12 protein-coding genes and 1 pseudogene are annotated in these 14,375 nt (G+C 48.5%); 7 read left to right on the top strand and 6 right to left on the bottom strand.

Annotated features, from left to right (window positions below):
- Position 1 precedes the first annotated feature (1 nt).
- Together ileS and lspA are read left to right on the top strand one after the other, a co-directional pair.
- Complete coding sequence (ileS, locus tag ABXJ76_RS16665; RefSeq protein WP_432742142.1) at positions 2–2,833, top strand: isoleucine--tRNA ligase; 2,832 nt, start codon at positions 2–4, stop codon at positions 2,831–2,833.
- A 7-nt stretch (positions 2,834–2,840) separates the two neighbouring features.
- Entirely contained in the window at positions 2,841–3,320 is a 480-nt protein-coding gene (gene lspA / locus ABXJ76_RS16660; protein ID WP_432742140.1) for a signal peptidase II, read from the top strand.
- A gap of 117 nt (positions 3,321–3,437) precedes the next feature.
- On the opposite strand, the gene ampD is transcribed toward lspA, so the two are convergent.
- Complete coding sequence (ampD, locus tag ABXJ76_RS16655; RefSeq protein ID WP_432742138.1) at positions 3,438–3,980, bottom strand: 1,6-anhydro-N-acetylmuramyl-L-alanine amidase AmpD; 543 nt, start codon at positions 3,978–3,980, stop codon at positions 3,438–3,440.
- A 264-nt stretch (positions 3,981–4,244) separates the two neighbouring features.
- Here ampD and ABXJ76_RS16650 point away from each other — a divergent pair, with 264 nt between their 5' ends.
- The 4 genes and pseudogenes from ABXJ76_RS16650 (at position 4,245) to ABXJ76_RS16635 (ending at position 8,526) form a co-directional block, all read left to right on the top strand.
- Entirely contained in the window at positions 4,245–6,125 is a 1,881-nt protein-coding gene (locus ABXJ76_RS16650; RefSeq protein WP_432742136.1) for a DUF1631 family protein, read from the top strand.
- A 30-nt stretch (positions 6,126–6,155) separates the two neighbouring features.
- Positions 6,156–7,090, top strand: a pseudogene (locus ABXJ76_RS16645) (IS1595 family transposase).
- A gap of 124 nt (positions 7,091–7,214) precedes the next feature.
- Positions 7,215–8,045, top strand: a complete 831-nt coding sequence (nadC, locus tag ABXJ76_RS16640; RefSeq protein ID WP_432742134.1) for a carboxylating nicotinate-nucleotide diphosphorylase — start codon at positions 7,215–7,217, stop codon at positions 8,043–8,045.
- Between the two features lies 1 nt (position 8,046).
- A complete protein-coding gene (locus tag ABXJ76_RS16635) occupies positions 8,047–8,526 on the top strand; it encodes a flavin reductase family protein (protein WP_432742133.1) in 480 nt (159 codons plus the stop codon).
- 1 nt (position 8,527) lies between these two features.
- Here the strand turns inward: ABXJ76_RS16635 and ABXJ76_RS16630 are convergent, their stop codons facing one another.
- The 5 genes from ABXJ76_RS16630 to ABXJ76_RS16610 form a co-directional block, all read right to left on the bottom strand.
- The gene (locus ABXJ76_RS16630; RefSeq protein WP_432742131.1) at positions 8,528–9,925 is read right to left on the bottom strand and encodes an FAD-binding oxidoreductase; all 1,398 of its coding nucleotides are present in this window, start codon (positions 9,923–9,925) and stop codon (positions 8,528–8,530) included.
- Positions 9,918–10,490: a BON domain-containing protein gene (locus ABXJ76_RS16625; RefSeq protein ID WP_432742129.1), complete on the bottom strand. Its 573-nt coding sequence runs from the start codon at positions 10,488–10,490 to the stop codon at positions 9,918–9,920. Before ABXJ76_RS16625 ends, ABXJ76_RS16630 begins: the two co-directional genes overlap by 8 nt.
- A 3-nt stretch (positions 10,491–10,493) precedes the next feature.
- Positions 10,494–11,081, bottom strand: coding sequence for an SIS domain-containing protein (locus ABXJ76_RS16620; RefSeq protein WP_432742127.1), 588 nt, complete (start codon positions 11,079–11,081; stop codon positions 10,494–10,496).
- A 74-nt stretch (positions 11,082–11,155) separates the two neighbouring features.
- Positions 11,156–11,521, bottom strand: coding sequence for a YraN family protein (locus tag ABXJ76_RS16615; RefSeq protein ID WP_432742125.1), 366 nt, complete (start codon positions 11,519–11,521; stop codon positions 11,156–11,158).
- Positions 11,508–13,388, bottom strand: coding sequence for a penicillin-binding protein activator (locus ABXJ76_RS16610; RefSeq protein WP_432742123.1), 1,881 nt, complete (start codon positions 13,386–13,388; stop codon positions 11,508–11,510). Before ABXJ76_RS16610 ends, ABXJ76_RS16615 begins: the two co-directional genes overlap by 14 nt.
- A gap of 31 nt (positions 13,389–13,419) precedes the next feature.
- Here ABXJ76_RS16610 and rsmI point away from each other — a divergent pair, with 31 nt between their 5' ends.
- Positions 13,420–14,280 carry a 16S rRNA (cytidine(1402)-2'-O)-methyltransferase gene (gene rsmI, locus ABXJ76_RS16605; RefSeq protein ID WP_432742121.1) on the top strand — a complete coding sequence of 287 codons (861 nt, stop codon included), beginning with the start codon at positions 13,420–13,422 and terminating at the stop codon, positions 14,278–14,280.
- Positions 14,281–14,375 lie beyond the last annotated feature (95 nt).

The raw sequence follows: 14,375 nt of genomic DNA, 5'->3' as shown, positions 1-14,375 counted from the left end.
TATGACGATGGATTATAAAAAAACACTGAATTTACCTAATACTGCGTTTCCGATGAAAGGCAATCTGGCTCAGCGCGAGCCGGAACGCCTCAAAAAATGGAGCGAAGCTGACTTGTACCACAAAATCAGGCAAGAATTTGCCGGTAGACCTAAGTTTGTTCTGCATGACGGACCTCCTTATGCTAATGGCGAAATTCATATCGGCCATGCGGTTAACAAGGTGTTAAAGGACATCATCGTTAAATCGAAATCGTTAAGCGGTTTCGATGCACCTTATGTGCCGGGTTGGGATTGTCACGGTTTGCCGATTGAATTGCAGGTAGAGAAGAAAATCGGTAAAGCGGGGGTTAAGGTTTCTGCTGCCGTGTTCCGCAAAGCTTGCCGCGAATATGCGGGAAAACAAGTCAATATCCAAAAAGAAGCTTTTATCCGGCTGGGTATTTTAGGCGATTGGGAACATCCGTATTTAACCATGGATTTTGCCTTTGAAGCCGACATCGTGCGCTCGTTGGGCAAAATCAGCCAAAAAGGTCACATAGTAAAAGGCGCCAAGCCGGTACATTGGTGTACCGATTGCGGCTCAGCATTGGCTGAAGCGGAAGTCGAGTACGAAGATAAACATTCGCCTGCGGTCGATGTGCGTTTTCAGGTTGTCGACGAAACCGGATTCTTGAGTCGGTGTCATCATGTGCCTGAACATGAAGGATCTGGGCCATTATCGGTAGTCATCTGGACAACCACGCCGTGGACGCTGCCGGCAAATCAGGGCGTTGCGTTAAACCCCGAGCTGGAATACGCGGTGGTGCAATGCGAAAAAGACGACAACAAAGAGCGCTTGGTCGTCGCCGAAGCACTGCTTAAAGATGCAATGTTGCGGTACGACATCGAGGACTACCATGTCATTGCCTACTGCAAAGGCTCCGAACTGGAACATCAATTATTGCAACATCCTTTTTATGACCGGCAAGTGCCGATCATTCTGGGCGATCATGTCACCACCGAAGCCGGTACCGGCGCGGTGCATACCGCGCCCGGACACGGCCAGGACGATTATATCGTCGGCTTGAAATACGGCTTGCCGGTCGACAACCCGGTTGGCAATGACGGCGTTTTTCTGCCGAATACCGAAATCTTTGCCGGCGAGCATGTGTTCAACGCTAATGCCCATGTCTTGGAAGTGCTAGAGGAAAAAGGCAAACTGCTGCATCACGTCGCGATACTGCACAGCTATCCGCATTGCTGGCGGCATAAAACCCCGATTATTTTTCGGGCTACGCCGCAGTGGTTTATCTCGATGAATAAAAACAAGCTGCGCGAGCAGGCGCTGGATGAAGTCAAGCGCGTCGCCTGGATTCCCGAATGGGGTCAGGCGCGCATCGAAAGCATGATGGAAGGCCGGCCTGACTGGTGTATTTCCCGTCAGCGCACCTGGGGCGTGCCGATCACGTTTTTTGTCCATAAAGAAACCGGCGAATTGCATCCGCGCACGGCCGAATTGGTTGAGCAGGTGGCCCAGCGCATCGAACAACAAGGCATAGAAGCCTGGTTTGAACTGGAAGCGGCTGAATTGTTGGGCGATGAAGCCGAGCATTACGAAAAAATGTCCGATACCCTGGATGTCTGGTTTGATTCCGGCGTTACTCACGCCTGCGTGTTGGAAAAGCGCGAGCAGCTGAGCTTTCCGGCCGATTTGTATCTGGAAGGCTCAGATCAGCATCGCGGTTGGTTTCAGTCATCATTACTGACTTCGGTTGCGATGAACGAGGTTGCGCCCTACAAGGCCGTGTTGACGCATGGATTTACCGTCGATGCTGAAGGTAAAAAGATGTCAAAATCGAAGGGCAATGTGGTCGCGCCGCAATCGGTGATGAAGAATTTGGGTGCCGATGTGTTGCGTTTATGGGTTGCAGCGACCGATTATCGCGGTGAGATGACCGTGTCGGATGAAATTCTTAATCGCACCTCGGATGGCTACAGGCGCCTCCGGAATACCGCGCGCTTTTTGCTGTCCAATCTGGACGATTTCGACCCGGCGCAACATGCGGTTGCAGATAAAGATTTGCTGGCATTGGATCGCTGGGTGGTGGATAGGGCATACACGTTGCAGGAAGAAGTCAAGACGGCCTACGACACCTATCAATTTCAGCATATTTATCAGAAAGTGCATCATTTTTGCGTGATTGATCTAGGCGGGTTTTATCTGGATATCATTAAGGATAGGCAATACACCGCAAAAGCCGACGGTTTGGCGCGGCGTTCGGCGCAAACGGCTATGTATCATGTGCTTGAAGCCCTGACGCGCTGGCTGGCGCCGATCATCAGCTATACCGCTGATGAACTCTGGCAATATTTGCCGGGTGAGCGTAGCGAGTCGGTGTTTTTGGAAACCTGGTATCAGGGCTTGGTCAAGCTGGACGATGATGCCGTTTTGAATCGCGAATGCTGGCAAAAAATTATGGCCGTTCGAGCCGCTGTCGGCAAGGAGCTGGAAAAGAGTCGAGCCAAAGGCGATATAGGTTCATCGCTGAATGCGGAACTCGAACTGTATTGTAATGCCGAATATTTTGAGGTTTTAAATCAATTAGCGAGCGAACTGCATTTTATCTTTATTGTGTCCAATGTCTCGCTTATGGCCGCCCCCGATGCCCCGGCAGCAGCCATTCAGACGGAAATCGACGGTATTCAATTAAACGTTATTGTTTCCGAACATGAAAAATGTGTGCGTTGCTGGCATCAGCAAGCTGATGTGGGCATTGCAGTAGAACACCCCGAACTGTGCGGCCGTTGCGTGGAAAACGTAGCGGGTGATGGCGAAATTCGACACTATGCGTGATGTCGTTATGGTGAAATGGTTATGGCTGTCATTGCTGGCGGTAATTCTGGATCAAGGCAGCAAGCTTGCCATAGCGAGTTCTATGCAGCTTTATGAGTCGATCCAGATTATGCCGTTTTTTAAGCTGACTTATGTGCACAATACCGGTGCGGCTTTCAGTTTTTTAAGCGAAGCCGGGGGCTGGCAACGCTGGTTTTTTGCCGGATTGGCTTTGGCGATCAGTGTGGTGATAGCGGTTTGGCTGACTCGATTAAAGAAGCACGAGACTTTGCTGGCAGTGGCTTTAGCACTGGTTTTGGGTGGGGCTGTCGGCAATTTGATTGATCGGCTGGCTTACGGCTATGTGATCGACTTTCTTGATGTGTATTACGGTACCTGGCATTGGCCTGCTTTTAATGTCGCAGATTCCGCCATTACCTTGGGAGTGATTTTAATGCTGGCAGAGTCGTTCGGCTTGGTGCATTCGAAAGAGTCGGATGTATTGTAGAGGCGACTAATCAGCGGTTAGGAAAATGGAACGTTGATAACGCAGATAATTATGATGTGTAAGATTTTTATTGGATTATCAGCGTTAATCAGTCTAATCGGGGTTCTATTTTTCCGGTTACATTAATAACCCTAAAAGTTTTTGCCAGTCAAACGATGCGCCCGGATCGGTTTTTCGTCCAGGCGCAATATCACTATGCCCGGTAATGCGTTGTGCCGATAGCTTGGGATAAGCTTCAAGCAAGGTCTTGATCACTGCGGCGAGTTGCAGGTATTGCTGATCGGTATACTCGACCAATTCAGTGCCTTCAAGTTCTATACCGATAGAAAAATCATTACATCGTTCCCGACCCTCAAATGCCGAATTGCCGGCATGCCAAGCGCGCTTATCAAATGGCACGTATTGAATACAATTCCCATCGCGCTTAATCAGTAAATGTGCCGATACAGTCAATTGATAAACGACCTTGAAATAGGGGTGTTGATCAGGATCAAGCTGATTGCAAAACAGCTGGTCTATATAATGATTGCCAAATTCGCCGGGCGGAAGGCTGATGCAATGGATAACCAGTAATGAAATGTCCTCCGGGTCGGAGCGCTTATCAAAGTTGGGTGTAGGGATTCGGCTAATGTCAGTTAACCAGTGTTGGTCTATTTTCATGGGCTAAGCAAAAAAAGTAAAAAACGGAAATAACGCACAGTATTTAGGCTGAATATGCCTATTATTAGTCAAAATACTAGGGGAGTACTAGGCTATATCTTTAATCGACGGCAGAACTATTGCTACGGGTAACCGGCAGCAACTAAATTCAGGTTTGGATAAAGTGAAGGATACTACGATATTAAGCAAAATTAAGCTGATTTTTTTCAGCATTTTGAGCAGGCAGTCGATGATTGTTGTCTGTGTATCGATGTTGAATTCGGCTTGCAGTTAGGTAAAAATCGCGAAAAAACGAACAAAGAGCAGTATATAAAATTACTGGAATATCTTCGTTCAGTTCGTAGAGATATTAAACAAGATTATTTGCTAAAAGTTAATGAGTTTTTCGACGACAGTGATCGGAAAGCTGCAAAAAACCAGAAAGTAGATTTTTCTACTGTCTCGCTAATCAGTGGCGATGCGGTAAAAGAAGGCTATGCGGTTACTGCAATTATCCGACAGTGTGAGCATTTATTTTATGAAGAACTGACTAGCCTTAATAAGCTGATGGCAATTCAGTCGGGAAAACAAACGATTGCCGACAGTCAAAATTCGATAGTTCCGGAAAAATTGGTTCGAGCCTTGGTCGAGGTCGTTAAACCGCTGAAATTAAATGCAGATGGCCGGATTGCGTTATATAAAACCTTTGAAGTGGCTGTCTTTAGTCAGTTGGGATTTATTTATCGTGAACTGATTAAACAGTGTGAAGCTGATGTGATCCCAGAGAAAGTGGCGGTAGAACCGTATAGGGGTGTCCCGATGCCTGCGCCGTTGTACGTAGTAGGCGAGATCAAGGAAAACGCCAAGCCTGCTTCCGAGAGCGCTCAGCAGATCAGTGCTGAGTTTACCCTGTTACAGGACAAACTGGAGTTATGGCGATGGGCGCATTTTCCCTCTGCTTACGGTTCAATTTCAGTTACCGGACATGCGTTTTATGAACAGGTTGAAATAAAAAATGCCTTGCAAATACTTCAACAGTTTAATGACGACACAGATCCGGGGGAAAACAAGCGGCCGTTAAAATGGCAAGTCCTTAAAAAACTGAAGGAACTGAGTTTTAGTGTTGATGACAAAATATTGGCCAAACAGGATGAGGATGCACTGGATTTGGTGGCTTTGATTTTTAGCGAAATAAACAAAGATGAGTCGCTTCAAAAGTCTGTAAAAATGGCTATTTTACAGATGGAAATTCCTTTTTCGGCGGCCTCTTTAGGACGATGCGGTATTTTTTTCAACCCGAAAAATCCGGTCAGACAGTTGCTTGATGATGTGTTTGCAGCCGGGAGGTTTTTAAATACGGAAGCGTGTGACGATCGGCTAATTCAACAGCGTATTGCCAGCACAGTTAAAAAAATAACCCGGGATAGCGGTTTCGAGCTTTCCGGTTGGACCGCAGAAGCGAGTGAGTTTTCGCTTTATCTGAGCAAACAAAAGCAGCATAGTCAGAATCTCGAAGAGACTGCCAAGGAGTTGATGATAAATGAACAGGCATTAAGGACGAGCAGAAAAATTGTCGCTATAACTATTGAAAACAGCTTGATGGGCAAAAAGGTGCCGACAGCAATAGTCGAGTTTCTGCATGATGTTTGGTCGGAGGTGTTGCTAGATGCCTATACAGGTAAAGATGAGTTGCCGGAACAGTGGGAAAAAACGGTGCGGGCTATGGATGAGCTGATTGTAAGCGTCATGCCTCCGGCAGATGACCATCAAAGAAAACAGATATTAACATTGTTGCCGGGGTTGATTGCAGCCTTAAGAAAAGGCTTGAAGCAAATTTCATACGATAAACCTGCACAGGCGCGTTTTTTTAAAGACCTTGCCGTATGGCATATTATTTTAATGGATAAAAAAGTACGGGATGATGTGGGTGAGCAACGGATTAAGGGCGAGAAATTAAAAGCTGTAACATTAGCAGATGCCAGCCTGGAGCAGGCTAAAAATCTTGCTGTGGATAGCTGGGTCGCATTTTCCAGGGGATCAGCAACGCAATGGGGAAAACTGATTTGGAAAGACGCCGAAAATAGGCTGTTTTCTGGTAAAAACGGAGTAAAAATGTTCCTGATTACCCATAAAGAACAGCCAATGTTACAAGAATGTCTATACTGACAGTATCTACCATACGGATGGGATAACGTCATGAAAAACAAAGTTCAATTTCAAAAAGGCTATAGCCTGGGCGAGTTCATGAAAAATTATGGGAGTGAAGGGCAATGCCGAAAAGCCTTGTTTCAGTGGCGCTGGCCTCAAGGCTATGTTTGCCCTGAATGCGGTGGGCAAAGCTACTGCTCCCTGAAAACACGAGTGGTTTATCAGTGCAATCACTGCCACCATCAACATTCCCTCATTAGTGGCACCATTTTTTCTGCGACGAAGCTCCCGTTAACAACTTGGTTTCTCGCGATCCACTTGACCACACAAGCAAAAACTGGCGTTTCTGCCCTTTCACTGCGCCGTCAATTAGGTGTTTCATACAATACCGCCTGGAGCATCAAACAGAAGCTGATGCAAGTAATGAAGGAGCGTGATGATAGTAAGCCGTTATCCGGCGTCATCCAACTGGATGACGTGTATTGGGGCGGCGAACATCGGGGAGGCAAGCGTGGACGGGGTTCACCCAACAAAACACCTTTTGTGGCGGCTGTGTCGGTCAACGAAAAAGGACATCCTATTGCCATGAACATGACTGTGGTCAACGGGTTCCGCTCCAAAGAAATCACTCGTTGGGCGAAGCGCCATCTTAGCACCGACAGTCACGTGGTCTCGGACGGACTGGCCTTGTTACCAAGGCAGGATGCCAGCATACCAGCATCGTAACCGGTGGAGGCCCTGAATGTGTCTCGCTGGAACCCTTCACTTGGGTCAATACGATGATAGGTAATGTCAAAAGGTCGATTGACAGGACTTATCACGCTATCAATCATAAACACCTTCCGCGCTATTTGGCAGAATTTTGTTATCGCTTCAATCGGCGATTTGTCCTTGAGGATATGCTGCCCCGCCTATGTTACGTTGCAGTCAGAACACCACCTATGCCTATGCGGCTACTGAAGATGGCTGAGGATTATGGGTAATCAGGAAAATGTTTGAGATTCAAATAGACGCGTTGGCAGAAAAGCTGCGCCATGGGCAAGCGTCCATTGTTATACTTGACCAAAAAACAATCAGTGAACGAGTACTTTCAGAGTTAATGAGCTTATGACAGAACAATTGAACCGGGTCGACATAAAACCTTTCCTCGAAGAAGACATCGGTTCCGGCGACATAACCGCCGCCATCATTCCTGAAACCATGACGGCAGAAGCTGAAGTGATTACCCGGGAAGGCATGGTGCTTTGCGGTCAGGCCTGGTTTGATGCAGTATTTAGATCTTTGGATGCTGGCGTTAATATCAATTGGTTAGCTGCTGAAGGCGAAGCGGTCGGTAAAGATACGGTTTTATGTAAACTCAAGGGTTCAGCTAGAGGATTGCTGACTGGTGAGCGTACCGCGCTGAATTTGCTGCAAACCTTGTCGGCAACAGCCACGGTTGCCAGGCAATATGCCGATGCGGTTTCCGGCACGGACTGTAAAGTGCTGGATACCCGAAAAACCATTCCGGGCCTTAGAAATGCGCAAAAATATGCAGTAGCCTGCGGCGGTTGTTATAACCATCGGATCGGCTTGTATGACGGGGTTTTGATCAAGGAAAACCACATCATAGCCGCAGGTTCCATAGCCCAGGCAATCCGGTCGGCGCGTGAATTGACCTCGGTTCCGGCGGAAGTGGAGGTTGAAACCATGCAGGAGTTTCTGGAGGCTGTCGCGGCAAAGCCTGACCGGATTATGCTCGACAATTTCAGCCTTGAAATGTTGGCCGAGGCGGTGAAATTAAACTCCGGAGCCATAGAGCTTGAGGCTTCCGGCAATATCGGCCTGGACAATATCAGGGCAATTGCCGAGACCGGCGTCGATTTTATTTCGATCGGCGCCTTAACCAAGCATGTCCGGGCGGTCGATTTATCCATGCGTATTAAACTGGTACATTAACATGATTGAACATGCGGAAATGTTGGTAAAACAGATCAGTCATGGCGTCTACGTGATCGGCGTCGGTGTTGGCGAACGTCAAAATGCCTTTACTGCGGCCTGGGTGATGCAGGTGTCTTTCGACCCTTTGATGCTGGCGATCAGCATCAATCCCAAGCATTATTCCTATCAATTGTTGCAGGAAAGCGGCGTTTGCACGGTTAATGTCTTGGCACAGGATCAGTATGCGCTAGCGGAGCATTTTGGCCGACCAGCGGAAGCCAAGATGGCAGGATTTCAATGGAAGGCAGCCGAAAGCGGCGCGCCGGTTCTATCCGAAAGTTTGGCTTATTTTGATTGCCAGGTCAGCCATTATGCCGATGCCGGTGATCATAAAATTGCCGTTTGCAAAGTCGTTGCTGCCGCAAAACTCAATCAGGGGAAGCCATTATTGTATAGCCAGACCGGCGACATGGACGGCAGCGCCGAGTTATACGGATAAGCTAAACCAGCGGAAACATTTTATCCGGATTAAGTATGCCGTTCGGATCGAATTGGCGCTTAATATTTCTCATCAGCTCCAAAGAATTCGCATCCAGTTCCCGATCGACAAAATCCCGTTTTTCCAGGCCCACGCCATGCTCGCCGGACAATGTACCGTTTAGTGCCAACACCAAAGAAAAAATTTCGTCCAGACAGTCGTGGGCTTTTTTGCCTTGTTCGGGTTGATCGGGATCGAGCAATAAATTCACATGAATATTGCCGTTGCCCGCGTGACCGAAGTTAATAATGGGTAGGTCGTATTTTTTTGACAGCTCGCCTAATCCCGCTATTAACGCAGGCATTTCGGTAACCGGGACCACCACGTCCTCATTGATTTTTTTCGGCGCCACCTTGCGCAACGCCGGAGACAGCGCTTTCCGGGTTTGCCAGAGCGCTTTGACTTCGGCGTCAGTCTGAGCCAGTCTAATATCCAACAGGCCGTCGTTTCTGGCGGCGGCAGCCATTTTTTCGGCCGCCGTATCCAAACCTTCCAGCTGTCCATCGACTTCGATCATTAACATTGCGCCTGCATGTTCGGGCAGATCGGTTTCCGAATACTGCCGGATCATGTTGATCGCATTGCCGTCGATAAATTCCAGCGCACAGGGAATGACCGGCTGCGACATGATCGCGGAAACCGCTTTGGCCGCATCGAAAACAGAATTGTAGATGGCCCTGAGCGTTTTGGTGGCTTCCGGCAACGGCGTCAGTTTTAAGGTGGCTTGGGTAATAATCGCCAGCGTTCCTTCCGAGCCGAGGATCAGCCGGGTCAGGTCATAGCCGACCACGCCTTTGCTGGTATGAACGCCGACGCGGATTTCCTTGCCCGCGCCGGTGACTGCACGCAAGCCCAGCGTGTTTTCCCTGGGCGTGCCGTATTTTACCGCCCTGGGGCCTGCGGAGTTATAGGCCAGATTGCCGCCGACGCTACAGAATGCCGCGCTGGTCGGGTCGGGCGGCCAGAAAAAGCCCCCCTCTTTGGCGATGTCCTGCACCTGCTGGTTGGTCATGCCCGGTTCCACGATGATGTAGCGGTTATCGGGAGAAAACTCGACCAGCTTGTTCATGCGTTCCAGCGACACAATCAGTCCGCCTTTAAGCGGGACGGTGGCGCCGGTGGTTCCGGTGCCGCGTCCTCTGGCCGTCAACGCAATGTTAAATCGGTTACAGGCGTTAACGACGCTGACGACTTGTTCATGCGTAGTCGGAAAAACCACGGCTTGAGGCAGCACATGGCGGCGGCTGTTGTCATAGCCGTAAGTCCAGCAGTCTTCAGGCGCAGTTAACAGGTCGCCGGCGGTAAAAGTTTCAGCCAGCAAGGTTAAGAAATCGGCAGGTAAGGGGGCAATATTAGTCAATGTATTCAAAAATCGTGATAATTTGTTTTATATCGGGTTGATATCGGGTCGCTTCGATGGCCGCAGCGCCTTCGGTTCTATGCACCAGACCCATCAGGTAAACCGTGTTTTTTTCGGTAACAACTTTGACCCAGGAAGCATCGAGCTCAGGTATTTGAGTGAGTGCGGTTTTTACTCTGCTGGTAATCAGCGAGTCACTGGCACGGAAGTTATAAGGACTGGGGTTGGCAATAATCAACTTGTTATGCACCAGTTTTACACCGGGAATGACGCGAACGATGTCGATAATTCTGTCGCGAAATTCTTCTTTGGGTGTCTCGCCGGTGACCAGCACCGCGCCGTTATAGGCGGTAATATTAAAGTGACATTTTTCGCGCAAGTCGTAATAGGCATTCAGCTGGGCTCCGGCATGATCTTCAATAGCTTCATCGGCCAAAATGGCATCGTGGCTACGGCGATCATTTAATAATGACAAGCCGGTTATTTCCGCACCGCCCGTCGCAATCGTCGAACAGCCGGAAATAAAAAAACTTTGCGCCAACAGTAATAATAAAAGCTTTTTCATGACCTAGCCGCCAAATAATTGATGGTCGATTAAGTCGCATAAGCAATGGGTAACCATTGCGTGTACTTCCTGAATATGTATGCTGGAATTTGACGGTACGCGAATTTCTATGTCGGTTTCATGGAGTAGCGGGGCAATCATGCCGCCATTATTGCCGGTCAGCGCGATGACGGTAATGTCTTTATCGTGTGCCGTGGTAATGGCTTTGGCGATATTGGCCGAATTGTTGCCGTCGGTGTAAGCGACCAATATGTCGCCGCTTTGCGCTAAGGCCCTGAGTTGTTTGGCAAAAATATCATCAAAATGATAGTCATTGGCTATGGCGGTGATGGTGGCGGTATCGGTGGTTAAGGCAATAGCGGGTAACGACGGTCGATCACGTTCGTATTGATTAAGCATGGCCGAGGACAGCAATTGGGCGACGGCGGCCGAACGGCCATTGCCGCAAGTGACTATTTTCTTATCATTCAGCAAGGTGGCGACCAGCCGTTGCGAGGCAAACTCGATGAGATCAGAGAGGTTAGTCAGCGTATCCTGTTGGGTCTGAATACTGTGGGTGAAATGGTTAATTATGCGATTTTGTAAGCTCATGATAAAAGATTATAAAGACTATCGTACCAGTCGGCGACACTTTTTAAGTTCAACAGCTTGAGGGTTTGCTGTCGTTAAAATGCATTTTGTATCCAGTCGATGCTGCCATTACCGGAAATGGCGATCACGTCGAATCGAATCGGGCGGTCGGTTTTCTGGGAGGCAAGGTATATATGCGTTGCCGCTATGATGCGGGATTGTTTGGCGCGGGTGATGCTTTCAGCGGCGCTGCCGTATTTATCGGTTTTGCGGAACCGGACCTCGACAATAACCAGCGACTGCTTGTCGGTCATGATTAAATCGAGTTCGCCCTGTTTACAGCGAAAATTCCGGCTGACCGGTTTAAGCCCTTTATTGATCAGGAAATTGTGGGCTTGTTCTTCGGCGTTTTCGCCGCGAATTAAATGCGCCGCTTTCGCCTTGAGCTTAGTAAACGGCATGATCAGACTGTTTTTGCCCGGTATCCGCTGTCGGGGCGGTGTTTCCGTAATCATTAGTAAAACCGGTTATTTCGGGCTGTCCGTCGATGAACTTGGCGCAGGTCAGTTCGCGCTGGATGCGCTGGTCGGTGGTCAGTGATAGCTTCCCGGTAGCGCCGGGATAGGGATAGGTTTCCAGATTGTCCAGGCGGGTAGCCAAGCTGTAGGCATCAATGCCCATCGCAATCAGACGTAAATAAGCGCGGGGAAATTGCTTCCAGGTTTCTTGTAGCGCATCGATCCCAAGTTCTCCCTGATAGGCTTTATTGAATAACCAGGGAATGTCGCAAAATATTATTTTATTAAGATCGGCATCCAGCGACACGTTGATTTGTCCGGTGTAAACAGCAGGCATCGCATAAACGGGAAGGTCTTCAGACTGATAAAATTGGAGCTGGGGATTGATAGAACGTGCCTCGGAGCTATAGGCGCTTAGCAAGATAGCATCAGCATCCTGCCGTTTTCGTGGGCTGTATTTTACTTCAGGTATCAATGCACGGATTTTATGGTAACGCTGTTCGCTTTCATCCAGGTTAAGCAATTTTTGCACAGGTGTTGCAAAATCTTTTTCTTTGGGGTTATAGGTCTGTGTTTCCAGAATCGTGCCGTCCTGATTTTCCCAGTCTTCGGCTAAATAACTGGCGATGCGTTTGCCTGGCGCGCTTTCAGGAACGAGCAGCAACACTTTTTGATGTCCATCCTCCCATGCTTTATGGGTGATTTGGTCGGCATCATCTAGCGGGCTGAGGCTAAACTGATAGAGTCGGTTTTTTTGCAGGCCTGGAATATGATTTAATGCCAGTACCGGTATAGTAAAGCTAACGCTATCGGCTAGGCTTTGGAGCTGTTCTTTAGCCAGCGGGCCGATGATTAATTCGGCGCCTTCTGATACGGCTTGGTTGTATAAGGCTTGGTGTGTCGATTGTTCGCTGTCGTAAAAGATAATAGTAGGTTTGGTGGTGTTGTCTGCATGGTTGTAAGCCGCCATAAACCCGGCGCGGATAGCTTTGCCTGCCTGAACAAAAGCCCCTGATTCGGGTAACAACAGCGCGATGACTTTGGGTTGTGAGTGCGCATTTTCCGATACGTCCTGAGAGCTATCTAAAAAACGTAAGTCGGCAGGATGTGTTGGAAAGTTTGCGCGCCATTGGCTTATTTGACTATCAAAATCAGGCTGGTTTATGGTTTTTAGAATCTGGGTTAATGACATCCAGCCGGCTAAAGCGTCTGTTTGGTCAGTCTGCAAGTCGGTATCAGGCAGCAGGCGTAATGCTTCAAGAATGGCAGCCTGATTTTTTTCGAGCTCATCAGCAGACGTTAATAGTTTATGCAGTTCGATTCTGGATTTGGCGCTGTCTAGCAAATTTCCTGTCAACGAATAGGCAAAGGCCTGCGATTGAAAATATTTGATCTGATTGTCCGCGTTGAGCCGTTGCGGCTGAATCTGCGCCAGACTTTCAATGGCCTGTTCGGCCTCGCCGAAGCTGAGCAGGATCTGGGCGTAAAGCAGACTCAGATGAGTGCGTTGCTCGGTCGACAGATCATCAGGATTAATCGTATCGGCAGACTTTTTTGCCGTAGTGCCGTCGCCGACCTGGATTAGGGACTCAATGGCCTGTAAGTGTTGCTGATGTTGTTCCGAAAACGATGGGGCATTAGGATGCTGGTATAATTCAATCATCTGTTCCGGCCGGTCGTTTCTTATCAAGGGTCGTGTTGTCAGTGCTGGTTGTTCAGCGATGGCATTGCTTGCAGGCGTGGTTGAGCAACCGGAAAAAAACAAAGGCAGCAGGACGAATAATAATGGCGGCTTATATTTTGGTCGCATCTTTTTAGAGGATTTCAAGTGAGTGTATCGAATGTCAAGTGAATGCGGCAAATTATACGTTGTTGCTACGCCGATAGGTAATTTAGCAGATATTACGTTCAGGGCGGTTGAAATATTAAAACAGGTCGATTTGATTGCCGCAGAAGATACCCGGCATGTAAAAATGCTGCTGCAGCATTACGGTATTAGCAATAAGCTGATTTCGCTGCATCAGCATAATGAAGATAAAGCCTCAATCGGGCTGCTGGAAAAGCTACGCGAGGGTTTATCTATTGCGCTGGTTTCCGATGCAGGAACGCCGCTGTTAAGCGATCCTGGTATGCCGTTGGTAAAAATGGTCAAAGAAGCGGGGGTCGATGTGGTGCCGGTGCCGGGCGCTTGTGCATTGATTGCAGCATTGTCTGCAGCGGGGTTGCCGGTTACGCAGTTTGCGTTTGAAGGTTTTTCGCCAAGAACTTCATCGGCCAGAAAATCCTTTTTTAGCGAACGATTATTGCGTCCGACCACCTGGGTATTTTATGAGTCCAGTCACCGGATTTTGGCCTCTTTGCAGGATATGGCCGAGATATTGCCGTTGGATCGGCAGATCGTGATAGCCAGAGAACTGACCAAGTTGCACGAAACTATCGTAAAGACCAGCTTGGCTGAGGCGCTTAAGTTGGTTGAAGAAGATGCGAACATGAGGCGAGGCGAGTTTGTGGTGATTGTCGATGGCGCTACCATCGATAAAAAAGAGCAAATTATTACACCTGAGCAGGAAAAGATACTGCGCGTGTTGCTGGGCGAATGCTCTATTAAAACGGCAGTTGCACTGGCTGTGGAAATTACCGGAGTTAGGAGAAAGCTGTTGTATCAAGCGGCGTTGGATATGGAAAAAGCGAAAGAGGCTTAGCATTCACGTTAAGGTGAATTGGGATTTATTTCTGGTCTTATTATTGCTAATAAAAAAGCGATGGGCATATCATCATGATGTGGATGTATGATATA

Source organism: Methylobacter arcticus, from assembly GCF_050917435.1.
In the GTDB taxonomy this organism is placed as follows: domain Bacteria; phylum Pseudomonadota; class Gammaproteobacteria; order Methylococcales; family Methylomonadaceae; genus Methylobacter_A; species Methylobacter_A titanis.
This window is presented reverse-complemented; position numbering and strand designations above follow the sequence as displayed.

Bases quoted from the DNA above. Each gene is read 5' to 3' on its own strand.
- lspA (WP_432742140.1), top strand. From the start codon at position 2,841: ATGGTGAAATGGTTATGGCTGTCATTGCTGGCGGTAATTCTGGATCAA.
- rsmI (WP_432742121.1), top strand. From the start codon at position 13,420: ATGTCAAGTGAATGCGGCAAATTATACGTTGTTGCTACGCCGATAGGT.
- ABXJ76_RS16610 (WP_432742123.1), bottom strand. From the start codon at position 13,388: ATGCGACCAAAATATAAGCCGCCATTATTATTCGTCCTGCTGCCTTTG.
- ileS (WP_432742142.1), top strand. From the start codon at position 2: ATGACGATGGATTATAAAAAAACACTGAATTTACCTAATACTGCGTTT.
- ABXJ76_RS16620 (WP_432742127.1), bottom strand. From the start codon at position 11,081: ATGAGCTTACAAAATCGCATAATTAACCATTTCACCCACAGTATTCAG.
- nadC (WP_432742134.1), top strand. From the start codon at position 7,215: ATGACAGAACAATTGAACCGGGTCGACATAAAACCTTTCCTCGAAGAA.
- ABXJ76_RS16615 (WP_432742125.1), bottom strand. From the start codon at position 11,521: ATGCCGTTTACTAAGCTCAAGGCGAAAGCGGCGCATTTAATTCGCGGC.
- ampD (WP_432742138.1), bottom strand. From the start codon at position 3,980: ATGAAAATAGACCAACACTGGTTAACTGACATTAGCCGAATCCCTACA.
- ABXJ76_RS16625 (WP_432742129.1), bottom strand. From the start codon at position 10,490: ATGAAAAAGCTTTTATTATTACTGTTGGCGCAAAGTTTTTTTATTTCC.
- ABXJ76_RS16635 (WP_432742133.1), top strand. From the start codon at position 8,047: ATGATTGAACATGCGGAAATGTTGGTAAAACAGATCAGTCATGGCGTC.